Origin of the sequence: Zwartia panacis, assembly GCF_030410395.1 — a bacterium.
GTDB lineage: Bacteria > Pseudomonadota > Gammaproteobacteria > Burkholderiales > Burkholderiaceae_B > Zwartia > Zwartia panacis.
On record NZ_JAUHHF010000006.1, the window covers coordinates 84823 to 107550 of the forward strand.

Annotated in this window: 20 protein-coding genes; 11 read left to right on the plus strand and 9 right to left on the minus strand. The window is 50.9% G+C overall.

Features of this window, described 5'->3' with window-relative positions; translation table 11 throughout:
• Positions 1-98: 98 nt before the first annotated feature.
• Positions 99-1067, plus strand: coding sequence for a Bug family tripartite tricarboxylate transporter substrate binding protein (locus QWY30_RS09960; protein ID WP_290240603.1), 969 nt, complete (start codon positions 99-101; stop codon positions 1065-1067).
• A 33-nt stretch (positions 1068-1100) separates the two neighbouring features.
• Here the strand turns inward: QWY30_RS09960 and QWY30_RS09965 are convergent, their stop codons facing one another.
• The 6 genes from QWY30_RS09965 to QWY30_RS09990 form a co-directional block, all read right to left on the minus strand.
• Entirely contained in the window at positions 1101-1937 is an 837-nt protein-coding gene (locus QWY30_RS09965) for an SAM-dependent methyltransferase (RefSeq protein WP_290240604.1), read from the minus strand.
• Between the two features lie 6 nt (positions 1938-1943).
• Positions 1944-2933: a Bug family tripartite tricarboxylate transporter substrate binding protein gene (locus tag QWY30_RS09970; RefSeq protein ID WP_290240605.1), complete on the minus strand. Its 990-nt coding sequence runs from the start codon at positions 2931-2933 to the stop codon at positions 1944-1946.
• An 86-nt stretch (positions 2934-3019) separates the two neighbouring features.
• On the minus strand, positions 3020-3883 hold the full coding sequence (locus QWY30_RS09975) for a methyltransferase domain-containing protein (protein WP_290240606.1): 864 nt from the start codon (positions 3881-3883) through the stop codon (positions 3020-3022).
• The gene (locus tag QWY30_RS09980; RefSeq protein WP_290240607.1) at positions 3883-4962 is read right to left on the minus strand and encodes an ABC transporter ATP-binding protein; all 1080 of its coding nucleotides are present in this window, start codon (positions 4960-4962) and stop codon (positions 3883-3885) included. The genes QWY30_RS09975 and QWY30_RS09980 overlap by 1 nt, the downstream gene beginning before the upstream one ends.
• The gene (locus tag QWY30_RS09985) at positions 4959-6644 is read right to left on the minus strand and encodes an ABC transporter permease (RefSeq protein ID WP_290240608.1); all 1686 of its coding nucleotides are present in this window, start codon (positions 6642-6644) and stop codon (positions 4959-4961) included. Before QWY30_RS09985 ends, QWY30_RS09980 begins: the two co-directional genes overlap by 4 nt.
• Before the next feature lie 45 nt (positions 6645-6689).
• The gene (locus QWY30_RS09990; RefSeq protein ID WP_290240609.1) at positions 6690-7994 is read right to left on the minus strand and encodes an ABC transporter substrate-binding protein; all 1305 of its coding nucleotides are present in this window, start codon (positions 7992-7994) and stop codon (positions 6690-6692) included.
• Between the two features lie 158 nt (positions 7995-8152).
• Between QWY30_RS09990 and QWY30_RS09995 the strand changes: the two genes are divergently transcribed.
• The gene (locus QWY30_RS09995; RefSeq protein ID WP_290240612.1) at positions 8153-8977 is read left to right on the plus strand and encodes a mechanosensitive ion channel family protein; all 825 of its coding nucleotides are present in this window, start codon (positions 8153-8155) and stop codon (positions 8975-8977) included.
• A gap of 421 nt (positions 8978-9398) precedes the next feature.
• On the opposite strand, the gene QWY30_RS10000 is transcribed toward QWY30_RS09995, so the two are convergent.
• Both QWY30_RS10000 and QWY30_RS10005 read right to left on the minus strand, forming a co-directional pair.
• Positions 9399-10424 (minus strand): methionine synthase, encoded by a 1026-nt coding sequence (locus QWY30_RS10000; RefSeq protein ID WP_290240614.1) that lies wholly within the window; start codon positions 10422-10424, stop codon positions 9399-9401.
• 89 nt (positions 10425-10513) lie between these two features.
• A complete protein-coding gene (locus tag QWY30_RS10005) occupies positions 10514-12115 on the minus strand; it encodes a class I adenylate-forming enzyme family protein (protein WP_290240616.1) in 1602 nt (533 codons plus the stop codon).
• A 98-nt stretch (positions 12116-12213) separates the two neighbouring features.
• Between QWY30_RS10005 and QWY30_RS10010 the strand changes: the two genes are divergently transcribed.
• Complete coding sequence (locus tag QWY30_RS10010) at positions 12214-13188, plus strand: Bug family tripartite tricarboxylate transporter substrate binding protein (RefSeq protein ID WP_290240618.1); 975 nt, start codon at positions 12214-12216, stop codon at positions 13186-13188.
• A 130-nt stretch (positions 13189-13318) separates the two neighbouring features.
• Positions 13319-14299: a Bug family tripartite tricarboxylate transporter substrate binding protein gene (locus QWY30_RS10015; protein ID WP_290240620.1), complete on the plus strand. Its 981-nt coding sequence runs from the start codon at positions 13319-13321 to the stop codon at positions 14297-14299.
• Here the strand turns inward: QWY30_RS10015 and QWY30_RS10020 are convergent.
• Positions 14296-15651 carry an MmgE/PrpD family protein gene (locus tag QWY30_RS10020; protein WP_290240623.1) on the minus strand — a complete coding sequence of 452 codons (1356 nt, stop codon included), beginning with the start codon at positions 15649-15651 and terminating at the stop codon, positions 14296-14298. The genes QWY30_RS10015 and QWY30_RS10020 overlap by 4 nt on opposite strands.
• A 104-nt stretch (positions 15652-15755) precedes the next feature.
• Between QWY30_RS10020 and QWY30_RS10025 the strand changes: the two genes are divergently transcribed.
• From QWY30_RS10025 to QWY30_RS10055, 7 genes are all read left to right on the plus strand, one after another.
• Positions 15756-17102: an MmgE/PrpD family protein gene (locus QWY30_RS10025; protein WP_290240625.1), complete on the plus strand. Its 1347-nt coding sequence runs from the start codon at positions 15756-15758 to the stop codon at positions 17100-17102.
• Between the two features lie 12 nt (positions 17103-17114).
• Complete coding sequence (locus QWY30_RS10030) at positions 17115-18038, plus strand: NAD(P)-dependent oxidoreductase (protein ID WP_290240627.1); 924 nt, start codon at positions 17115-17117, stop codon at positions 18036-18038.
• Positions 18039-18120: 82 nt separating this feature from the next.
• Positions 18121-19128, plus strand: coding sequence for an ABC transporter substrate-binding protein (locus tag QWY30_RS10035; protein WP_290240630.1), 1008 nt, complete (start codon positions 18121-18123; stop codon positions 19126-19128).
• Between the two features lie 64 nt (positions 19129-19192).
• The gene (locus QWY30_RS10040) at positions 19193-19975 is read left to right on the plus strand and encodes an ABC transporter ATP-binding protein (protein WP_290240631.1); all 783 of its coding nucleotides are present in this window, start codon (positions 19193-19195) and stop codon (positions 19973-19975) included.
• Complete coding sequence (locus QWY30_RS10045; protein WP_290240633.1) at positions 19968-20849, plus strand: ABC transporter permease; 882 nt, start codon at positions 19968-19970, stop codon at positions 20847-20849. Before QWY30_RS10040 ends, QWY30_RS10045 begins: the two co-directional genes overlap by 8 nt.
• Before the next feature lie 36 nt (positions 20850-20885).
• Positions 20886-21851, plus strand: coding sequence for a Bug family tripartite tricarboxylate transporter substrate binding protein (locus QWY30_RS10050; protein ID WP_290240634.1), 966 nt, complete (start codon positions 20886-20888; stop codon positions 21849-21851).
• Between the two features lie 16 nt (positions 21852-21867).
• Positions 21868-22665, plus strand: coding sequence for an SDR family NAD(P)-dependent oxidoreductase (locus QWY30_RS10055; protein WP_290240636.1), 798 nt, complete (start codon positions 21868-21870; stop codon positions 22663-22665).
• Positions 22666-22728 lie beyond the last annotated feature (63 nt).

Genomic DNA, 22728 nt, shown 5'->3' on the forward strand with positions numbered 1-22728 from the left:
GAGAAAGGTTGCCACAAAGAGCAATAGTGATGGTTATGCTATGTTCGGGCAGGTAAAATTGTCCAGTAGTTTTTGTTTGATTGAATGGAGTTTCATTGATGCGTACCGGATTGCGTTTTTTTGCTGCTGTATTAGCCGCCCTCTCACTAGGTACCGCCGCCCAGGCTCAGTCCTTCCCGACGAAATCTATTTCTTTCGTTGTACCCTTTGCGGCAGGTGGTCCTGCTGATCTGGTGGCGCGCGAAGTCGCCCGTTTAATGGGTGAAGATCTCGGTAAACCAGTCGTAGTCGAAAATCAGCCGGGTGGTTCCGGAGTCGTCGCGCTTAACACCATGAGTCGATCCAGTGCTGATGGTCATACCTTATTGTTCGCAGCGTCCGGAACCGTAGTCATTCATCCATTATTGACCGACAAATTCGATTCGGTCACCAAGCAGTTGGTTCCAGTCGGGCTAGTCTCGACCAGTCCACATGTTTTGGTGGTGAGCTCAAAAATAGGTGTCAAATCGGTGCAGGGGCTGATCGACTACGCCAAAGCAAATCCTGGCAAGCTGAATTTCGGATCGGCGGGTACTGGTGGCGCGGCTCATCTAGGGATGGAAATGTTCAAGTCCCAAGCCAATATCGACGCCGTGCATATTCCTTACAAGGGCACTTCTCAAGTGATCGCTGACTTAGCCTCTGGCGAAGTGCAAGCGCTGTTCAGTAGCATGCCCTCACTGAAGCCCTTGATTGATCGCGGTGCAGTGGTTGCGATTGGTATGAGTGGACCCAGCGCAGGTGCTGAAAAAATGGGAATTCCTGAAATTTCCAAAGCAGGTTTAGCTGAGTTTGGTTACACCACCTGGTATGGACTGTTTGCGCCTGCAGGCACGCCACAGGACATCGTGAACAAACTGAACGAAACGCTTAAAAAAGTATTGGCCAACCAAGCACTCGCCGAAAAACTCAGTCCTCAGGGACTTGATGTGCGTTACAGCACCCCAGCAGGACTCGGTGACTTAGTGCAAACAGAAGCGGCGGCATGGTCTAAGATCATCAAGACTGCCAATATCAGTATCAAGTAATTGCATGCGAGCACAGCGAGGTTGTGCTCGTTATTATTTTTTTGTTGCAATGACGACACTGCCCGGAATTTGTCTGATCGTTCCATGAATTTTGTGGGCGCTTACAACACCCGTGAAAGTCTGACTTTTTCCATTACGATCTAAATAGTTAAAACTGATTTGAGCGCCACTTAAGCGTCCTTCGATACGCTGTTCAAGAGATTGACCTACTATCAGATCTCCATCGAACTTTTGGCTTTTTTGAGTGAGCTTGAGCTGCGCATCCGGCCAGCCTGGCAAATCACTCAAAATCCAGTTTCCCTCGACCTTTGCCGGTACGATCCAGAAATAACCTGATACTTCGCCTTCGGAGAGAACCTTCGCATCCGGTTCCCAGGAACCCATGGAAAAAGTGTTGGAGACAATACGGGTCCCTGGCTTCATATCAAGCAAACGCGGCTTGAGTTTGATGTTGAGTTGAGTGAGCAGGTAGAGCGTGACTACCGTAGCATTAGAAAAATCTTCCTCGAAGATATCGCCTGTCACGAAGGTGACACGATCGGAGACGCCTGCTTGTTGCGCGTGACGTCTGGCCAAAGCGGCCAAATCCGGGTTGAATTCGATACCAATCGCGCGTGCGCCATAACGTTTGGCAGCTTCGATGGGAATCTTGCCATCTCCAGAGCCCAGGTCGTACACCACATCAGTCGACGTGACCTGGGCCGTTTCGAGCATTTCAGAGACAAGATGGTTTGGGGTCGGCATCCACATCACGTCTTTGCCGCTTTGGGCGATCAGGGGCTCATAAAGCTCTGTGCCCGCATGCTGGGTTGCGCAGCCGCTCAACATTGAGATGACGAGAAGACTGGCTGCTGCGCGGACCCTAAGCATGGATGATTACTGTTTTGCTGCGGCGTTTGAATCTTCGACGACCTTTTTCCATTTCGCAGTTTCTTTGGCCATGAACTCAGCGAAGAACTCAGGAGATTTTCCAACTGGGTCAGCGCCTGCCGTCACAAAACGGTCTTCCAGCTTTGGCATGATGGCATTCACTTCGGCATTGAGCTTGTCAACGATTGCTTGAGGTGTGCCTTTCGGTGCAAGCAAGCCAAACCATGATCCCGAGGAGTAGCCTGGGAAACCGCTTTCAGCGATTGTCGGGACTTCTGGCATTGAGCGTGAACGCTCCAGGCTGGAGACTGCGATCGGAATCAGTTTGCCTGATTTGATCGGAGCGATCACTGACGGAATCGTCGCAAACATAAAGTCTGTGCGGCCTGCCAGCAAATCGTTCAGCGCTTCGGCACCCTTGTAGGGAATGTGTTGGGCATCGATTCCCATACGCTGCATCAGCATGAAGCTCGAGAGGTGAGCGGAGGTACCGACGCCCGTTGAGGCGTAATTCAGTTTGCCGGAGTTTGCTTTGGCGTATGCTTCAAACTCTTTGAAGTTTTTGATTCCCTTTTCGGGATTGACCACGAGGACGTTAGGCACATCGGCCACCAGGATGATCGGAACCAAATCCTTGAGTGGATCGTAGGCAAGTTTTTGTAATGATGGATTGATGGTGAGCGGACCGACCGATGCCATCAAGATACTGTAGCCATCGGGCGCTGCTTTGACGATATCCGCCGTGCCGATGTTGCCGCCCGCACCTGGTTTGTTTTCAACGATGAAGTTTGCGCCTTTCATGCGAGTAGGCAATTCGTTGGCAATCGCGCGGGCAATTACATCAGTCGTGCCGCCAGCAGTAAAGCCAACCATGATTTTGACTGGACGATCGGGATATGTTGTCGCGGTTTGAGCCTGGGTCACAAGAGATGCACCCGCGGTCATCACACCCATCGCAACAGCCAGGGCGTAGCGTTTAAATTTAACGTTGATCACAAGAATCTCCTTCGTACGTGATTAGTTTGTCAAGCTTGATCCAAATCTTTAGCTAGACCGAGTATACGTGAGGAACAGGGGGCTGTTTAAGAGGTTTTACGGCCTGAAATCTGGATTGAGGGGTCATGCATCAAATACCCCTTGAAAGCACCGTTTTCAATCTTTCCGGTAACTGTTCGAGTCGTCCCATTCGCATCACGGTAGTGAAACGTCATTTCATTGCCACGCATCAGGCCTTTGATGGGCTGTTCGACTCGACCAGCGGGCATTTGCAGCGTTCCGTTGAGTTCCTGATATTGCTGACGAATGACGAGTGTTCCCGTTGCATGACCAAGATCAGGCAAGCCCGAGATTGACCAATATCCCTCAACGTTTGCAGGGACAATCCATAGATAGCCCAAATGTCCGCTCTCAGTTTCAATCGTCTGGTCGGCCGACCACAAACCCATCGTGAATGTATTGGAGACGATTCTCGTGCCCGGTTTCATGGCGAGTAATGTCGGTCTGAGTTTGATATTCAGACCTGGCAGCAGGTAAAGCGTGACAACAGTTGCTTTTGAAAAGTCTTCTTTGAAGATGTCGCCTGTGATGATGGTGACTTTGTCAGCGACCCCGGCACGTTGAGCATTTTTTCTGGCGTACTCTGCCATGTCGGGATTGTATTCAACGCCTACAGCGGTTGCTTTGAATTGCTTGGCGGCGAGGATGGCGATTTTTCCATCGCCTGCGCCCAGGTCATAGACCAAATCTTTCTCAGTCACCTGAGCTGCTTTCAGTAGTCGTTCGGCAAGGTCTGTGGGTGTTGGAATCCAGACAACATCTTTACCCTCTTGAGCGATGGATGGCTGATAATCCTGAGCGACCGGAGTATGCGCTCCACATCCAACCAACGCAACAGTAAGAACAAAGGCGTTGAGAGCACGACACCTGATGAGCGACTGAATCATCATCAAGCCGTGACGAAGCGAAGCTCTTGCGAGGGAATACGCAAATGGATCTGTGCGCCGATTTTAAGCGGTGCTGCTCCTCGTGAATGGGGAATATCCGCTTTGACCAATCCCTCGCCAACCTTGACCTCGTAACGTACAAACTCACCCAGAAACTCGGAGTCCTCGATGATGCCTTGTAGTGCTAGATTGTCTTGTAGCTGAGATTGCGAGTCCTCGACAAAACGCACGGCATGCGGCCTGAAAGCAAGATCCATTTCGGTGCTTTGGAGTTCCAGACCTTTTGGCAAGGTCAGCATGCCGAGCTTGGGAGATTCAAAGCGCAGATGATCCCCTTCGGTGATAAAGCGTCCAGCGAATAGATTCACCGAACCTACAAACTGGGCGACAAAACGGTTGACTGGAAAGTCAAAGAGATCCATCGGTGAACCCACCTGTTGAATCACGCCTTGATCCATGACCGCGATACGATGACAGGTCGTCAGTGCCTCTTCTTGATCGTGCGTCACAAAAATAGTGGTGATGCCAAGTCGTCTCTGGAGCTGGACAAGTTCTTGTCGAGTCTGAGTGCGCAGCTTTGCATCCAAATTAGAAAGTGGTTCGTCCAGAAGAAGCACTTGGGGTTCAATGGCGAGGGTTCTGGCAATCGCCACGCGCTGCTGTTGACCTCCCGAGAGTTGTCCGGGACGACGGTTTGCAAGTCCCGCCATGTCAACAAGTTCAAGAGCGCTGGCAACCTTGGCTCGGATTTCAGCGGGCGGCAATTTTCTGGCTTCCAGACCAAAAGCGACGTTTTGGGCGACTGTCATGTGAGGCCAGAGCGCATAGTTTTGAAACACCATGCCAACGTTTCGCAACCAGGGTTGAGTGCCGGTCACGTCCTTCCCATCGATCAGCAGTTCGCCACGCTGGTGCTGATTAAAGCCTGCGATCAGTCTCAATAGTGTGGATTTGCCGGATCCGGAGGGGCCCAGCAAGGCAAAAAACTCGCCAGGCTCAATGGTGAGAGTGATGTCTTTGAGCACCGCCGTTGAGCCAAATGACAATGCGATATTCTTTATCTCGATACCAACCGATTTCATGTTCGATTCCCAACGTTTTGATGTGGCGTGGCAGCTGCGGCCAGACGATGCGTGATGTAGGTGCCGAGAGCCACAATTGAAATGGCGACGACACTGAGTGCGGCTCCTGGACCCCTGCCCGCGATCGACTGAAAATATAGATAGATGCCATAAGACATCGGTGCCAGGCTTTCTCTGCTTGTGAGTAAGATCGTTTCTGAGATCTCTGCGGCGGCAGTAATGAAACTCGTGACAAAGCCTGCGAGTAGTCCCCCCATCATCAGTGGAATGACAATTTTTCGAATAGTCCGCCAGCGGCCGGCTCCGATATTTTCCGCGGCTTCTTCAAGTGCGGGATGCACTTGAGTGAGCGCAGCCATGCATGACCTGAGTGCATAGGGGAGTCGTCGCACAGAATACGCCACGACAAAAATTACCCAGCTTGCCGTAAATGCTCCGGCACCGAAGGGCAACTCGATACCCCTGAAGGCTCGCAGGTATCCGATACCCAGAACAAGACCTGGCATCGCGAGTGCGACCGTGACGAGGTGATCAAGAATTTGTCGGCCTGGAATCGTCGTGCGAATGACAATATAAGCAATCGCTCCACCAATGATGATGTCCACGAAAGCAGCCAGACCACAATACAAGATTGTGTTCCAGATCATCTGTTTGGCGTCGGTAAAGATCGTCGCGTAGTGAACCAGTGTGAACTGCTCAGGCAAGACGCTGAAACTCCAAACTTTAAAGAGTGACATCAAGAGAATGCCAAGATGCGGAGAGAGGACGAGCATCAAGACACCAATGATCCAACCGTAGGCCAGGGCGGTTTGCCAGCTTGTCAGTTTTCGTTTCGGTGCTTGAGCACCGCCTCGGGATACGAGCGCATAGTCCCGACGTTTGACAAACCACCAGGATCCGGCCATGGCAGCCACTGAGAAAAGCACAAGAATCACACAAATCACGTAGCCGATCGGATCTTCGATACCGATGGACGTGACGCGCAAATAAGCTTGCGGCGCAAGCATGTTGGTCACGTTCAGGACTAGAGGTGTGCCAAGGTCATCAAACACCTTGATAAACACTAGGGATGCGCCCGCGATATAGCCTGGGAGGGCGAGGGGAAAAATCACTTTTCTGAAAAGCCGCCATCCCGATGCTCCAAGATTTTGGCCTGCTTCTTCCATCGAAGAATCGATGGTCGCGAGAGAGGCAGAGAGGTTTAATAAGATAAAGGGAAAGTAATGCAGCGTTTCCACAAAAATGATACCGCTCAATCCTTCCATCACTGGCAGGCTGATACCGAAATTGTCCATCAAGATCAGATTGACGGCGCCTGAGCGGCCAAAGATCAGTTGCATGGCGGCAGCGCCCACAAATGCTGGCATCACTAAAGGTAATACGCCTAGTGTTTGGATCAGGACCGCGCCTCGGAATTGAAAACGCATGGTCAGATAGGCCAGTGGTATGGCGATGACTGTCGCGCACAAGACCGTTGTGCCTGCCACGAAAAGACTGTTCGCGAAGGACTCGCGCATGAGGGAGATCTCAGCGAACGCAAGGAAATGTGTCAAGGTAAAGCCACCCTGACCATCCGTGAAGGCCGTATACACAACGGTCAGAATCGGACCGATTAGAAAAATGAATAAAAATAATGCGATCGCAATCGCGATCGCGATCAGCCCAGGATGGTTGCGCTTCACGGTTTTCAGGTACCTTTAAAAAGGCCCCGAAGGGCCTTGTCTGACTTATTTTGCCGAATTGGCCAGTGTGACCGCGCGAGCGTAGTTTTCTTTCGCTCGATTCGCCCATTCCTCTTCGATTTTTGCTTTCGCACGTGTGGCGTCAGCATCAGATTTTTTGGCTTTGAATAGCTCAAGCAACTGTGGATCTTTAATTTGTTTTTCATCCACGGCTGGCGAGAAAGCAAGTTGACGTGCTTGATCAAGTTGAGCGCTAGGTTTCCCAGCTAGACGCTTTTCTGCGTCATGAATGGCTTTCGTCGCAGCGACGAGTTCCTTGTGACGGAAGGTGATCATTTGATCGAACAAGGAGCGGACCACCATGTAGCGTGATTCCGAAAGCTCGGAATCAAAGTTTACTTTTGCTTGGATCTGACCACTAAAAGGGTTGGGGTAGTCAGCTGGGGCTTGTTTGTAAATTGCTGGCAAGACGGGTAGACGGCTGATGTCCTTCTGGAGCAGGAGCTTCTGACCTTCATCGGACAGCGTGAACTCGATGAAGCGTTTGCCCGCCTCAGGAGACTTGGAGCCTTCGATCAATGCGATGTTAGCGGGAACAATCGAGGTGACGGAGGGATAAACAAAATCCACAGGCATGCCGGAATTTTTAGCAGCCAAACCAAAGAAATCAATCACCAGACCAATACCGAACTGTCCGTTTGACACACCGTCAGGCACGCCAAAGCTGCGTTCGGTGATCGCGGCACTGTTGCCACCGATCATCAAGACTTGTTCCCAGCCTTTGTTCCAGCCCTCACCCTGAAGAATGGTTTCCACCGTTAGGTGCGTGGTGCCTGAGCGTGAGGGGCTCGAAATTGCAAGGTGGCTGAAGTAAACAGGTTTGACCAAGTCTACCCACTCTTTTGGGGCGGGAAGTTTGTTGGCCTTCATGTAGCGGGTGTTCCACATCATGCCGTAACCCGCCAGAGCCTGGCCTCGGTAGAAGCCTTGTGGATCATTGACCGGGTAGTTGCCAACCTTGGCTGGAATATCAGGGTTGCCAGGGCCAATGTTGACAAGTAGCTTTTGATTGGACAGCACCTCAAACGCGTCAGGTGCAGAAGCCCAGAATACTTCTGGCCGCGAGCCGGATGCTTGCTCTCTGACGTAGGCAATCCCTGCGGAAGTATTTTTGTTCAGAATCTCGACTTTATCGTTCGGGTATTTTGCCTCGTAGGCTTTTTTATAAGCGGTTGTCAGCTCTTTGGGAAAGGAAGTCACCACAGAAATCGTTTCTGCTTGAGCTGTCATTGGCAAAAGAAGAGCGAGGAGGGCGGATGCGACCGCGGTTCGGGTAAAGGAGAGATGCATGCTTGCCTCTTGGTTTTTAGTGTGACTTGTCGGGAAATCTTAACAGGACGCTTGGTCTTTTGACCATGTTTAAGGGTTTCGATGTATTCCAAATAGCGTATTGAGAAACATTGTCAAACATTCTACCGTCTCGGCATTGTTAAAGGAGCATTAAAACAATGGATAAAGAGGAATTTGCACGGTACCAGGAGCTGGTGATTTCAACGGCGACCGATGTCGGTATCAAAGTGTTGGCAGCGATCGTATTTTGGGTCATCGGTCGTTGGCTGATTGGAACTGCGGTCTCCATGGTCAGGCGTTCGTTGGAAAAACAAAAAGCTGATCCAACTGTTTTACGTTATGTCGGTTCCGTCATTACGGTGACCCTGAATGTATTGCTGGTCGTAGGTATCCTGGGGTATTTCGGGATTCAGACCACGACTTTCGCGGCATTGATCGCGGCGGCTGGTGTGGCAATTGGCGTGGCCTGGTCAGGTTTGCTGGCAAACTTTGCTGCAGGTGCGTTCATGGTGGTGTTGCGCCCGCTCAAGGTCGGTGATTTTGTGACCGTGGCAGGGGTGACGGGCACGGTCATGGAGTTGGGATTGTTCACAACGACAATCAATACGCCGGACAACGTGCAGGTGATGGTGGGTAACAACAAGGTGTTCGCCGACAACATTCAAAACTTCAGTCACAATCCTTTCCGTCGTGTGGATTTAAAGTGTCAATTGTCGGGCGCTGCGGATCACAATGCTGCAATGCAATTGTTGCGCGAAAAAATTTCCGCAATTCCGAATGTTTTGGCTGAACCTGCTGTTGTGGTGGAGATTTTAGAATTTAATCTCGTGGGGCCTGTTTTGGCTGTGCGTCCGTTTTGCAGTAACGACAATTACTGGCAGGTTTACTTTGACACGAATCGCGTGATTCGCGAGAGTCTGAGTGCCGCTGGTTTTCCTGCGCCGATGCCTGCTCAGAATGTGTTTGTATCGCAGCAGGGTTGAGGTTCTTTCTTAGGTTTTGAGGGTTCTTCTCAAGATTTGAGAGTTCTTCTCAAAATTTGAGAGTTCTTCTCAAAATTTGAGAGTTCTTCTTAAGATTTGAAAATGGAGTGTTTGGTTTTGCTGAGCAAAATCCAAAGCACTCCATTTTCTATTTGTTCGCGACACCGTGATTTTTTCGAGGTTTATCCTAATTTATTCGAAGTAGGTTTTTAATCTCTAAAGAGGCAGAAGACTACTTTAAGAAGTGAAAAAAGGAGTGCTTTGGATTTTGCTCAGCAAAACCAAACACTCCTTCTTTTCACCTCACCTCAAAACTCAAAACTCAAAACTCAAAACTCAAAGCTCAAAGCTCAAAGCTCAAAGCTCAAAGCTCAAAGCTCAAAGCTCAAAGCTCAAAGCTCAAAGCTCAAAGCTCAAACAATCAACCCAACTCTTTAGAAACAATCTCAGCACCAGCCACCAACGCCTGAAGCTTGGCATTTGCAATCGCACGTGAAAGAGGGACCATTCCGCAATTCGTGCAACCATACAGATGCTCTGGCTTCACAAACTTTAAAGCACGACGCAAAACGTCAGCCACCTGCTCGGGCGTTTCAACATTGTTCGTGGCAACATCGATTGCGCCAACCAGCACATCCTTGCCACGCAGTAATTCAATTAAATCCATCGGCACTCGAGAGTTCTGGCATTCAAGACTGACCTGATTAATCGTGCTTTGAGCCAGCAGCGGGAAAACCTTTTCGTATTGACGCCACTCGTCACCGAGACTTTGCTTCCATTTGATATTGGCTTCGATTCCGTAGCCATAACAGATATGGACAGCACTCTTGCAAGTCAGGCCCTGGGCGGCACGCTCCAAAGTTTTGACGCCCCAGTCACGCACCTCATCAAAGTAAACGTTGAAAGCGGGCTCATCGAACTGAACGATATCGACGCCGACGGCAGCCAGTTCTTTGGCCTCTTCGTTCAAAATTTCAGCAAACGTCCAGGCCAGCTTTTCGCGACTGCGATAGTAATCGTCGTAAAGCGTATCGATCATGGTCATCGGACCAGGAAGCGTGAATTTGATCGGACCCTTCGTCAGCATACGCAGGCGCTTGGCGTCTTCGACAAAGACGGGGCCGCCACGGCTGACACGATCCACCACAACAGGCACATCCGCGTCATAGCGATTACGGATGCGAACGGTTTTGCGATTGACGAAGTCAACGCCTTTCAAACTATCAATAAAAGTGGTCACAAAGTGCTGGCGAGTTTGTTCGCCATCGCCAATCACTGTGATGCCAGCGCGTAACTGATCATCCACGGATAAGCGCATGGCGTCGACTTTCGCTTGTGCGAGCGCTTCACCTTGCAATTGCCATGGTGCCCAGAGTTTTTCAGGTTCGGCCAGCCAGGCAGGCTTAGGGAGGCTACCGGCAATCGCAGTGTTAATTGTTTTTGACATGATGTGATGTGAGAGATGAAATAAAGGTGAAAGTGATTAAACAATAACTTGAACAATTAAATATCAGAGTCATGCCTGGATTAGGGTAATCACCGCCCAGAAACTTGAAAATCAACGGCTTGCGCACGAACGTTTGGATCGGCTCTCAAAGCTGTTTTCAATATTTTGTGAGTAGGCGTCAAGGGCAGCTCTTTTAAAAAGCTCACGAAGCGCGGGACCTTGACTGCAGTGAGTTTCGCGCGACACCAGTCGACGATATCCTGTTCTTTCAAGAGTGACTCAGGCTTTTTAACCGCAGCAATCAGAATCTCGTCCTCTCCAAGCTCCGAGGGCACTGCAATCGCAGCAACCTGATAGATACCCGGTAGCTCCGCAATCACCATTTCAAGCTCAGCGGCAGCAATGTTTTCACCCCGTCTGCGGATGATGTCTTTCTTGCGGGACAGGTGGTAGTAGTAACCGTCTTCATCGCATCGCACAAGATCACCTGTTTTAAGCCATCCATCGTGAAACGCTTGTTGCGTCTGCTCCGGATCGCGAAAATAGCCTTGCATCACGATGGGGGTTTTGACCCAAAGTTCTCCAACAACGCCGACAGGGACATCCTGACCTTCATCATCGACGATGCGGCAGATAGCCCAAGGCCTCTGAGGATCAGGATGTTTGCCCGGTAAGCCCATGCTGCCTGGTTTATCCGGTCCTTCCCAAGGATTGCATGTCACACCCGGGATTTCGGTCATGCCAAAACCGGAAAATAGTTTTTGAATGCCAAACTCTTGGCGGAAAACGGAGGCTGAACCTTTACGTACTCCGTAGGCGACACGCAATTTGTGATCAGGTCGGTATTCGCTGCGATCGCGCGCGCACAAAATGGATCCGATCGCTTCAATGACATTGACGACCGTTGCGCCTTGATCCGCTGCGACATGCCAGAAGTTAGAGGCAGAGAAGCGCGGAACCAGAATCATGCAGGCACCACTCGCCAGCACGCCACTCAAAGAATAAAAAACGGCGTTCACATGAAAAAATGGCAGGATGATCAATACCCGATCCTCAGGCTGCAAGTGCAGGCGCTCAACGTTCGCCTCACCTGCGGTAACCAGGTTGAACTGGCTGTGCATCACACCTTTTGGAAACCCTGTCGTACCAGAGGTGTAAATGATGATGCAAGTGTCTGAGGCTTTGCCCTGAGGAGGAAGGTGAGGCCCATCTGTGGATTCGATGAGATGACTCAGTGAATCGCTTGACTCGGAAGAGGCATCGATTTCAACGATCCAGGGTGACATCTCAATATTTTTTAGGACTGCCTTGATCGTAGGAATGACAGCTGTTTCAGCGATCACTCCACAAATCTCGGCATGTTTAAAGACATAGCCAGCTTCGCGTTCGCCAAAGTCCGGGTTGACTGGCACCATGATGGCACCAAGATAGGCAAGGGCGAACAGGGTCAGTACGTGTGCGGAATCGTTTCGGCCCATGATCGCAACACGCATGCCGTGACATACGCCTTTGAGATGCAAGGCGTAAGCAAGTTGTTTGTAGGCACGATCAAACTCAGACCAGGACAAGGTTTGACCTTGCTGAACAATAAAAGGGGCGTTGCCCTTGACTTCACAACGGCTATTAAACGCGTCGTGCAAAGTGCCGTCGTGCGGGCGGAATGTATTCAGTACTGCAAGGGGTGTTTTCATGTTGGTGCAAGACTTCGTTGTGTTCTGGTCAGCAGTTGCGTAAGCTTATTACAGATCGCCTGAATGGCGACTCACAGACTGATCATGAGGAGATAAGAATGTATCGAAAGGTCTCGGCTTTGCTGTGCGGCTTTTTGCTTGCTTGCAGTGGAGCCCAAGCAAGTCCGGCGGACAATTATCCTGAGCGCCCGATTCGCATTGTGGTGCCTTTCGTGGCCGGCGGTGGTGGCGATTTTATTGCCCGAGCCTGGTCTGACAAGTTATCCGATACATTGAAACAACCCGTGATTGTCGAGAATCGAGGTGGTGGCAACACAGTCGTTGGTACCGAGCTTGTCACAAAAGCCGCGCCTGATGGCTACACGCTGCTGTTGGTCAGTCCGACGATTTCGACCAACCCAACCTTGCTTCCCAATCTGCCCTATAAAACTCCTGAAGCTTTCGCGCCGGTGGGACAAGTCATCACGTATGCCATGGGATTGGCCGTTAACAGTGGTTTACCAATTAACAACATTCCTGAACTCGTCGCATTCGCCAAGAATAATCCTGGCAAGCTGACCACAGCCACGTCGGGCGAGGGGTCGGCGACTGACTTGGCCGCGGAGCTATTCATGGCCGCAACAGGAACAAAAATCACCAAGATTCCCTACAAAGGCGCTGGCCAGGGTGTTTTGGATGTCGCAAGTGGTCATGTTGACATGTTGTTCACGGGGATGTCCCAGCTCAAACCCCATTTGGACAGCAAACGTATCAAGCTCGTGGCCACCTCTGGTGCGGAGCGACTCGCTTCAGCGCCTGATACCCCCACGATCGCTGAGCAGGGCTACCCGGGTTTTCAGGCGGTTGTCTGGTGGGGCGTTTTGGCACCCGCCGGGACACCGAAGGAGGTCGTGAACAAAATTAATGAGGCCTTGCGTGTCAGTCTTGCGCAACCTGAAGTCGCCAAGCGTTTGTCTGTGATTGACGGCGTCGTAGCGGTGTCTTCACCGTTGGAATTTGAGCAGTTTTTGCGCAAGGAAATTGCGACTTGGGGCAAGCTTTTAAAACCCTCCGACTCAAATAAAGCCAAGTGAATCATCGGAATTTGACGGGAATAGGGGTTCGCTTGACAGTGCAGAGTCACAAACCTAAGATCAACGTAGGTGCGGTCTGATTGTGTTTTTTTACAATCGCCACACAGTACACACGGAGAAATTGAACGTAATGAAAAATATCAAACGAATTGCACAACTGGCTTTGGTGGCCTCGCTGGCTTGGGCTGCGGCTCCGGTCAGCGCATTGGCTCAAAGCTATCCTGACAAACCCATCCGGATCCTGATTCCCTTTCCTCCGGGCGGTGGCACGGACTTTGTGTCCCGAATCGTTGGAACAAAGCTCGCCGAGCTGACAGGTTGGCAAGTTATTCTTGAAAACAAACCCGGAGCGGGCGGTAACCTCGCCATCGAGCAAGCTTCCAAATCCCCCGCCGATGGTTATACCTTAGTCATGGGGCAGACCGACAACATGATGCTGGGTCCCTGGCTGTATCCTTCTTTGACTTATGACAGTGTCAAGAGCTTTGAGCCGATCGTTCAGGTTTCAGTGACTCCAGCGGCGATTGGTAGTGCTGCGAACTCCTCGATCAAAACGCCCATGGATATGATCGCCAAGGGTAAAACCGCCGAAGGCCTGCGTTGGGCGACTGCCGGTGCGGGTACGCTTGGTCACCTGGTTGGTGAAGATTTCAAAAAACGCGCTGATATCAACTTGCTCCAAGTGCCTTACAAAGGTGCTGCACCTGCGATGACTGATGTGATGGGCGGCCAGGTCGATGTATATATCGGCTCTTTGGCGTCCCTGTTGCCTCACGTCAAAAGTGGCAAACTCACAGCCGTCGCCGTGACGACAGCCAAGCGTGCCGCGCAAGCGCCTGACACGATGACGATGCAGGAAGGTGGCGTCAAAGATATGGACGCGAGCATCTGGGTCGGTTTGTTTGCACCTGCCGGCACACCTCCTGCCGTGGTTGAGCGCCTGAACAAAGAGGTCAATCGCGTCCTTCAGGTTCCTGAGGTCGCCCAAAAGATTGAGGCCGGTGGCGTCAATGTCGTGGGTGGAAGCTCAAAAGATTTTGGCGAGTTCGTGAAGAAAGACTACGCGAACTGGGGCCGTATCGTGAAGGAATCAGGCGTCAAGCTCAACTAGACCGGGCTCAGTAGTTGCGTCAGATGCGTCACGGAGGGCAAAGTTCTGAAGTGACGTACCTGATCGCCGATTTGCTGGATTCTTGTTAAGTCCAGTCCAGAAAGTGGCATGAGATGGTTGAATTTACTTTCGACTTCTTGCCAAGTGACACCCGTTGGACCAGAGCCACGGGCTGCCCTGCATGTATTGGAAATTTTACGGCCATCTTTGAGCGTGATGATCACGGTCCCGCCATGGCGATGCGTAAAACGATCCGGAAGCGGTGCTGGTTGAGGATCGAAAACGACTTTGTCCTGAAGCTTGGCGATCACAGGGTCGAGCATTTTTTCTCTGGTGATATGTTTCCAGGTAAAGCCTCGATCCACAATTGCCGCAGCGACAAAATAAACAACACTATGTGCGGCCGTGATCAGGTCGGTGGGATGGTGGGGTGCCATCCAGTCTTTCATTTGTGCCGCTGAAATCATGACCTCCTGAATGTCATCAGGATTGATATTGCCTTCGATCGCAGCCGTTGCGGCCGCTTCGGCTACGGCATGAAAAGGGTGCGCGCCGGGCATCAGTTTGATCGCCATATCGGTGCAAATATCCCAGGATTCGCCGAAATCTTTGGTGATGTCTTCGATAGCAGTCCCTCCCAGTGCACTCAGAAAACCACGAGGCGTCTCGAGAACAGAGACTTCCGATCTGAAGCCCCGTTTGGCGGCGAGTGCGGCCTGGACACCCGAGCTGGCCGCCATCCCTGCGTGATACTCGCGCGCGCAGCTCGTGTCGGCAGCAATGGCCATACCACCGATTGATGTCGCAGCGATTGCGATGGCGTGGGTCATTTGCTCAACGTCTAGCTGCAGAAGTTTGCCAACCGCGACGGCGCCACCAAAGACTGTTGAGAAACTGCCGTGAAAGCCGTTTCTCATCCGGCCAGGCGTCAGAGACTCATCAATCCGGCCCGCGACCTCATAACCGATCACCATTGCCTCAAGGACTTGATTGCCTGATGCACCGATATGCTCTCCCATTGCGATCGAAGTTGTGGAGATAATCGTGCCGATATGTGCGATGCTGCGCATATCGCTATCGTCGGAGGCTGCGGCATCGCTTGCGAGCGCATTGACGCGGGCTGCCGCTGTCACGGGTAACTTGTGACTGTTAAACCAAACCCTTGCTTGTTGAGCGCCACCATCTTCGAGGGCAAGTTCTCTGACGATACGCGCGGATTCGATATCAATTCCTGCCGCGACACTGGCAAGTGTGCTTGAAATACACATTTCAGCGCGCTCTAGCGCCAGGGGAGGTATATCCACAATGTGAGTTTGCACCGCAAATCGTGCCAGAGTGCCGGCGATCGTCATTTTTGTCCTTCGTTTTATTTGTTAGGATGACAGGCTAGTCGTGATAATCACGTACCGCAAGATAAAGAATAATTAAATCACGAGACTCAATCAAGGAAGTCGCTATGAATACCTCGCAAATACTTTGCGCGAATGTGCATGGTACTCAATGGGAAAATATTGCCCCGACGGTTCGCCATGAAGCCAAACGTTCGTTGCTGAACTATTTTGCTGTCGGTTTTGCTGGATCGCATGATCCCACTATTGAAAAACTCGTGAAGACTTACACGGCTTTTTCAGCCAATCAGAGTGCGTCAATGATTGGACGGACTGAGCGAACAGATGTGCTCAATGCCGCCGCGCTCAATGCCATGAGCGCCAACGTATTTGATTACGATGACACACATCTGCGCACAGTGATTCATCCTACCGCGCCGATTGCTGCCGCCATTCTTGCCTATGCAGAGAAGAACCGTGTGTCCGGCCAAGATTTTCTGCAAGCATTGATACTCGGAATGGAAGTTGAATGCCGCATTGGAAATGCGATTTCACCCTATCACTATGGCCGCGGCTGGCATATCACGTCGACCTGCGGTGTGTTGGGCGCAGCGATCGCGAGTGGCTGGCTTTTGCGTCTGAGCCCCATGCAGCTGAACTGGGCATTGGGGAGTGCGGCGAATCAAGCTTGCGGCATAGTCGAAACGCTCGGAACAATGGCTAAAAGTTTAAGTGTCGGTAACGCTGCGCGGAATGGTCTGTTGTCTGCATTGTTGGCAGCAGATAATTTTGATGGTCCGGTTGCGCCGCTCGATGGTCTTCGCGGGTTTCTGAATGTCATGGGTGACAAGCCTGATCTGGGGGGCATCAACGATCAGTTTGGAAAGCACTGGGAAATGGCCCTCAACACTTATAAGCCCTACCCGTGCGGTATCGTCCTCAATCCAGTGATCGAGGCCTGTTTACAGCTCTCTGCGCGTCAAGATGTCGTGCGCGATTTGGCGCGGCGCATTGAATACATCGAGGTCACTGGACAACAATTATTGCGTGATCGAACTGACCGTCCCGGGGTTAGAACTGGTCGCGAGTCTCAGGTGAGCGCGCAGCACGCCGTGCCGGTTTCTTTATTGCGAGGCCGTGCGGGTTTGAGTGAATTCAGTGACGAGGCAGTCAATGATTCGGCCGTGCGCGCATTGGGCGAAAAGGTCAGATTTTCTGTAGACAACAGTATGTCGATCGATGCTGCAAAAGTGACATTGCATTTTATTGGCGAGCCTCCAGAAACTGTTTTCGTCAAGCAAGCCCGAGGATCGACAGGGCGACCATTGACGGATCAGGATATCGAGGAAAAATTGATGACCTTAAGCGCACAAGCGAATACTGGTTGTGATCAGTTGCGTCTCATCCAATCCGTTTGGGAGATCGAGAAGTTCGATGATGTGAGTGTCCTCATGACAATCGCACGTCAGTCTTGAGTGAGAACGAACATGACAGACTCACAATTGAAAAAATCACAGCTCATTCATTTCATTGGCGTGGGGGCGATGGGGGCGCCCATGGCACAACGTTTGCTCGAGGGCGGTCACCAAGTCCGTGTTTATGACAGCAATCGTCAGCGAATCGAAAAATTTAGTGCTCAGCATGGCAAGCATACGGCCTTGACGCCTGATCAACTCGGTACCGATGCCGATTTCGTAGTCATGATTCTTCCGAACAGTGGTGTGGTTCAGGAGGTACTGTTTGGACAGAACGGGTTGTCGAATCGACTCAAAAAGAATGCTTTTGTCGTGGATATGACATCCGGACAACCAGAGATGACACTCACGATGGGGACTCGCCTAGAAGCCCTCGGCGTGCATTTGATTGATGCCCCAGTTTCCGGCGCTGTACCCCGGGCACAAAATGGCACGCTCACCATCATGACTGGAGGGGAGCCTGTGTGGATTGAGCAGGCTGAACCGGTGCTCTCCCTCATGGGAACGGTGACGCGTACAGGTGCGCTAGGTTCAGGCCATGCAATGAAAGCGCTCAATAACCTCGTTTCCTGTGCAGGATATCTGATCGGTATTGAAGCGCTAATCATTGGATCAAAGTTTGGTTTAGATCCAGAGGTCATGGTCGATGTCTTGAATAGTTCGACAGGGATGAACAACAGCACCCAGAAAAAATTCAAACAATACGTGTTGAATCGAAAGTTTGATTCTGGTTTTCCCTTGCATATGATGGTCAAAGATATCGCGATCGCGATGGGATTAGCCAGAAATATGGGTGTGCCAGCGCCGTTTGGTCATTTGTGTCTGGATATGTGGAATGGGGCGAAGGGAGTGTTAGGCCCCAATGTGGACCATACAGAGGTCGCGCGCTTGAGCGAAATCCTTGCAGGATGGGAGATTCCTGAGTCATTGAATTGAATGCCGGCTAATTGCTTCTCGCACATTTTTCGTAATTACTCTATAAAGTAAAAAATTATCTTAAAAAAGCTAGGAGACAAAAATGAAAAAAGTACTTTATGCATTCGCACTTTCTGCTTTGACCGTATTGCCGCTCACTGTCAAAGCGGACGTGACTGAATTGAAAGTACCCTTGGGTGCCGGTGGTTTTGGTTTTTTACCTCTGCACATCATGAAAGAGCACAATCTGATTGAAAAGCATGCGCAAAAACTGGGTCACACAATGAAAGTGAACTGGTCGAACATTGGCGGACCCTCTGCCATGATCGATGCGTTGTTATCTGGTTCTGCGCATTTCATCGCAGCGGGTCCCCCATCCTTTCTGATTTTGTGGGATCGCACCAAGGGAAATGCGAATGTCAAAGGTGTGGCGGCGATGAGTTCGATGCCGATGAATCTGAATACGCGCGCAGAGCATCTCAAGACGATTGATGATTTGCGGCCGACTGACAAGATCGCAGTGACGTCGGTGAAGTCGTCTATTCCTTCGATCGTCATGCAAATGTACGCAGTTCAAAAGTACGGTAAAGATCAGGCGTTTCGATTCGACCCCTATACCGTGACGATGAATCATGGTGATGCCGCAGCGGCATTGTTATCCGGTAGTGGCGGAATCACAGGTCATTATGCTTCCGCGCCTCTAGATCAACTTGAGAGAAAGTCTCCTGGTGTGCGGTCGATCATGAATACAGATGATGTCATGGGTGGATCGACCACGTTTACGATGATTTCCGCGCGATCAGACTTTCAGCAAAAAAATCCCAAGGTCTATGCCGCGTTTGTCAGTGCGCTTAAAGAAGCGCAGGACATGATTGCCAAAGACAAAAGTGGCGCGGCCGACATCTTGATCGCATCGATGGGCGGCTCAAGTAAATGGTCAAAAGAAGACATGATCGCGCAACTGAACGATCCAACGATTAAATATACGACCAAGCCTGAAAACGTCATGAAATACGCCACCTTCATGAATCAGATCGGATCGCTTAAAAACAATCCAAAATCAATTGACGAGTTGTTCTTTGCTGGCAGTGATGTGGCCGGTGGAAATTAAATCCCTTGTTCCCGCGGACTGAATCAGATCGCGGGCGTTTTTTGTTTAAATGGACTCGTCCACAATGTTGCAGTCATCTTCATCACCCTTGCTTTCTGTACAAGGTGTGACGCTTCGCTATCGTACGAAAGAGCACCTTGTCACGGCGACCTATCGCGTGAGTTTTGACGTATTGAAATCAGATCGTTACGTCATACTGGGCCCTTCAGGTTGCGGCAAGTCGACATTACTCAAAGCTGTCGGTGGGTTTTTAAATCCGGTCGAAGGTCAAATTAAATTAAATGGTCACGAAATCCATCAGCCTGGACCCGACAGGGTGATGGTGTTTCAAGAGTTCGATCAGTTGCTCCCTTGGAAAACAGTCAAACAGAATGTTGTGTTTGCGCTGACTGCGAGTGGAAAGCTTGGCCGAAGAGAGGCTGAGGATCGTGCCATGCATTACATCGATAAAGTGAATTTGACAGGATTCGCCGATAGTTTGCCGCATACCCTTTCGGGAGGGATGAAGCAGCGCGTGGCGATTGCGCGCGGGATGGCGATGGAACCTGAGATTTTGCTGATGGACGAACCTTTCGCAGCCCTCGATGCGCTGACCCGTGGAAAAATGCAAGAAGAGCTTTTGCAGCTATGGGAGGACACTAAATTTACCGTTTTGTTTGTGACCCATTCGATTCCCGAGGCGGTAAGAATCGGTAGCAGGATATTGCTGTTAAGTCCGCATCCCGGACAAGTCCGCGCCGAGTTGAACTGTCATGGAATCGATACCATGGGACCGACGGGTCAGCCTTTGGCCAAACATATCGAAGAATTACTGTTTCATGATCACGAGAGAATCGCACATGCGTGAGCAAATCATTCAAGACACCCCTGTCGCTCGACCAGAGAGAATCAGTGAAATTGAGCTGACGGGTTTTGGTGTGATCGAAAAGCCACTGAGTACGTTTGAGCGATTGATGGGTAACGGCTTGCTCAGAAAGACACTTGTTTTGCTGTTTCTCGCAGGAGTGTGGGAAATCTATGCCCTTTGGCTCAACAATCCGTTGTTATTCCCAACATTTTCCGCCACCGTTCAAGCGTTTTTCGCGGGCTTGATCACAGGCAAGATCATCATGGCGACATGGTCGTCGCTGACGGTACTCTTGCAGGGTTATGCCGTGGGGCTGGCGATCGCTGCGCTCTTTACGGCATTTGCCAGTGCCACGCGCATCGGTTCGGATATTCTGGAAACGCTGACATCCATGTTTAATCCTTTGCCGTCGATTGCTTTGTTGCCTTTGGCGATGATCTGGTTTGGACTGGGTGAGGGCAGCATCATTTTCGTGTTGATTCACGCGGTCCTCTGGGCGGTTGCCCTCAATACACACGCAGGTTTTAAAGCGGTGAGTCCAACCTGGCGTATGGTGGGTAAAAACTATGGGCTCTCCAATGTCGCCTATGTCACCAAGATTTTAATTCCGGGCGCTTTCCCGAGTATTTTGACCGGTATGAAAATCGGCTGGGCTTTCGCTTGGCGTACGCTGATTGCGGCTGAGTTGGTCTTTGGCGCTAGCTCTGGCTCGGGTGGTTTGGGTTGGTATATTTTTCAAAATAAAAATATGCTGGACATTCCAAATGTATTTGCCGGGCTGCTGACGGTCATCATTTTTGGCCTTCTGGTGGAAAATCTAATCTTTAAAACCGTTGAGAAAAAAACAATTAGCCGCTGGGGTATGCAGTCCTAAGTTTTAAATGACGATCTAAAATTACTGGAGACAAACATGAAAAAAATAGTTGCGCTGCTTGCGCTGTGTCTGGGCGTGGTCTCGCCTGTGATCGCAGATTCAGCTTTTAATCCCAACAAGCCTGTCAAGATTGTTGTGCCATTCCCACCCGGTGGAGGTACTGACGCGCTTTCCAGGATTTTGGCTGAAAAACTGACTCAGATTTGGAAGCAGCAAGTCATCGTTGAAAATCGTGCCGGCGCGCAAGGTAACGTTGGTACCGCGTATGGCGCCAAAGCACCTCCTGATGGCTATACCTTGGTGCTCGCGCACCAGGGAGCCTTCACCGTCAATCCTCATATCTACAAAGATACGGGTTTTGATCCTGTCAAAGATTTCATTCCGGTCACACGCGGAACACAACAACCTTTTGTTCTGGTGGCAACACCAGGTTTGAATGTTAAAAATCTCAAGGAATTTATTGCACTGGCAAAAACGCAGCCAGGAAAACTCTCGTACGGGTCGAGTGCCTCAGGCCCTCAGTTGACCGGCGAGATGTTTAAAGGCGTGACGGGAGTCGATATGATGCATGTCGCCTACAAGGGGGCAGGTCCAGGCATCGTGGACGTATTGGCTGGCCATATTAATTTATTCGTCGCGAATCCCACTTCGGTGGCACCGCATGTCCGCGCAGGCAAACTTGTCGGACTCGTGATGTTTGGTCCGGATAGTGTGTCCGTATTGCCGGATACCCCAACAGCAGCTCAGGCAGGATTCCCTGAGCTTGGAAAAATGCCGGAGTGGTATGGATTCGCGGTACCTGCTGGCACACCCGCCAAGGTGGTTGAGCAACTCAATCAAGACCTGACTGCCGCGCTGAAAGATCCGGCCGTTAAAAGTCGCTTGGATGGTCTGGGACTGAATGCTTCACCTAGTACGCCCAAAGAGTTTGCAGAACAAATTCAGCGTGACTTGAATGCAACGAAGGACTTGGTCAAGAAAGCTGATTTGAAAGCACAGTAATGATTGATGGTGTTTGATGTCTCAAGGATCAGAAATGCTCAAAGGTAAATCGGCGCTTGTCACAGGTTCGAGTGGTGGAATTGGATTGGCGATTGCCCAAGAACTCGCTTCAGCCGGTTGCAACGTGATTTTGCATGGACTTGAACCGCTCAGCCAGGTCTCCGGGGAGCTGGCCTTACTGAATGCGAAAGGTGTCCAGGCTGTTTATCATCAAAAGGATATCCAAAATCCCGATGAAGTTGAGCAGCTGGTCTCACTCGCGCTTAAACAGTTTGGCCGTATCGATATCCTGGTCAACAATGCGGTCACTCGACACTTTTCGCCGATTGAGACGTTTTCAACTGAGCGCTGGGATCAGGCGCTTGCCGTCAATCTGAGCGCGCCTTTTCATTTCGTGAAAGCATTTTTGCCAGGCATGCGAGAGGGTGGTTGGGGGAGGGTGATTAATATGACCTCTGTGTATGGCTCGCGTGGCACACCCAATCGAATCGATTATGTCACCACGAAAAGCGCGCTCATCGGTATGACAAGAGCGATCGCCTCCGAGGTTGTGGGGCAAAATATCACCTGCAATGCGCTGTGTCCGGGGTCCGTGCTGACCCCTAACATTGAGAGTCGCATCCGCGCCCTGATGCAAGAAAAACAGCTTGATTGGGATCATGCGACAAAAGAGTTTTTACAGGGCAAGCAGCCAGGCGGCAAGCTGATTCCGGCCAAACATCTGGCAGAGCTGGCACTTTTTTTGTGTACACCTGCTGGTGGTCAGATGAATGGAGCCATCCTGCCTATGGAAAACGGCTGGTTGGCGCTTTAGTCGGACGGCAGTGCGAGCTGACAGTTTTTATCAGGTATTCTGAGGCAAATATTGATCAGAATG

What these genes read in the sequence shown, in the direction of transcription:
- QWY30_RS09960 (WP_290240603.1), top strand. Translation starts at nt 99, where the DNA reads ATGCGTACCGGATTGCGTTTTTTTGCTGCTGTATTAGCCGCCCTCTCA.
- QWY30_RS09965 (WP_290240604.1), bottom strand. Translation starts at nt 1,937, where the DNA reads ATGCTTAGGGTCCGCGCAGCAGCCAGTCTTCTCGTCATCTCAATGTTG.
- QWY30_RS09975 (WP_290240606.1), bottom strand. Translation starts at nt 3,883, where the DNA reads ATGATGATTCAGTCGCTCATCAGGTGTCGTGCTCTCAACGCCTTTGTT.
- QWY30_RS09980 (WP_290240607.1), bottom strand. Translation starts at nt 4,962, where the DNA reads ATGAAATCGGTTGGTATCGAGATAAAGAATATCGCATTGTCATTTGGC.
- QWY30_RS09990 (WP_290240609.1), bottom strand. Translation starts at nt 7,994, where the DNA reads ATGCATCTCTCCTTTACCCGAACCGCGGTCGCATCCGCCCTCCTCGCT.
- QWY30_RS09995 (WP_290240612.1), top strand. Translation starts at nt 8,153, where the DNA reads ATGGATAAAGAGGAATTTGCACGGTACCAGGAGCTGGTGATTTCAACG.
- QWY30_RS10000 (WP_290240614.1), bottom strand. Translation starts at nt 10,424, where the DNA reads ATGTCAAAAACAATTAACACTGCGATTGCCGGTAGCCTCCCTAAGCCT.
- QWY30_RS10005 (WP_290240616.1), bottom strand. Translation starts at nt 12,115, where the DNA reads ATGAAAACACCCCTTGCAGTACTGAATACATTCCGCCCGCACGACGGC.
- QWY30_RS10010 (WP_290240618.1), top strand. Translation starts at nt 12,214, where the DNA reads ATGTATCGAAAGGTCTCGGCTTTGCTGTGCGGCTTTTTGCTTGCTTGC.
- QWY30_RS10015 (WP_290240620.1), top strand. Translation starts at nt 13,319, where the DNA reads ATGAAAAATATCAAACGAATTGCACAACTGGCTTTGGTGGCCTCGCTG.
- QWY30_RS10020 (WP_290240623.1), bottom strand. Translation starts at nt 15,651, where the DNA reads ATGACGATCGCCGGCACTCTGGCACGATTTGCGGTGCAAACTCACATT.
- QWY30_RS10025 (WP_290240625.1), top strand. Translation starts at nt 15,756, where the DNA reads ATGAATACCTCGCAAATACTTTGCGCGAATGTGCATGGTACTCAATGG.
- QWY30_RS10030 (WP_290240627.1), top strand. Translation starts at nt 17,115, where the DNA reads ATGACAGACTCACAATTGAAAAAATCACAGCTCATTCATTTCATTGGC.
- QWY30_RS10035 (WP_290240630.1), top strand. Translation starts at nt 18,121, where the DNA reads ATGAAAAAAGTACTTTATGCATTCGCACTTTCTGCTTTGACCGTATTG.
- QWY30_RS10040 (WP_290240631.1), top strand. Translation starts at nt 19,193, where the DNA reads ATGTTGCAGTCATCTTCATCACCCTTGCTTTCTGTACAAGGTGTGACG.
- QWY30_RS10045 (WP_290240633.1), top strand. Translation starts at nt 19,968, where the DNA reads ATGCGTGAGCAAATCATTCAAGACACCCCTGTCGCTCGACCAGAGAGA.
- QWY30_RS10050 (WP_290240634.1), top strand. Translation starts at nt 20,886, where the DNA reads ATGAAAAAAATAGTTGCGCTGCTTGCGCTGTGTCTGGGCGTGGTCTCG.
- QWY30_RS10055 (WP_290240636.1), top strand. Translation starts at nt 21,868, where the DNA reads ATGTCTCAAGGATCAGAAATGCTCAAAGGTAAATCGGCGCTTGTCACA.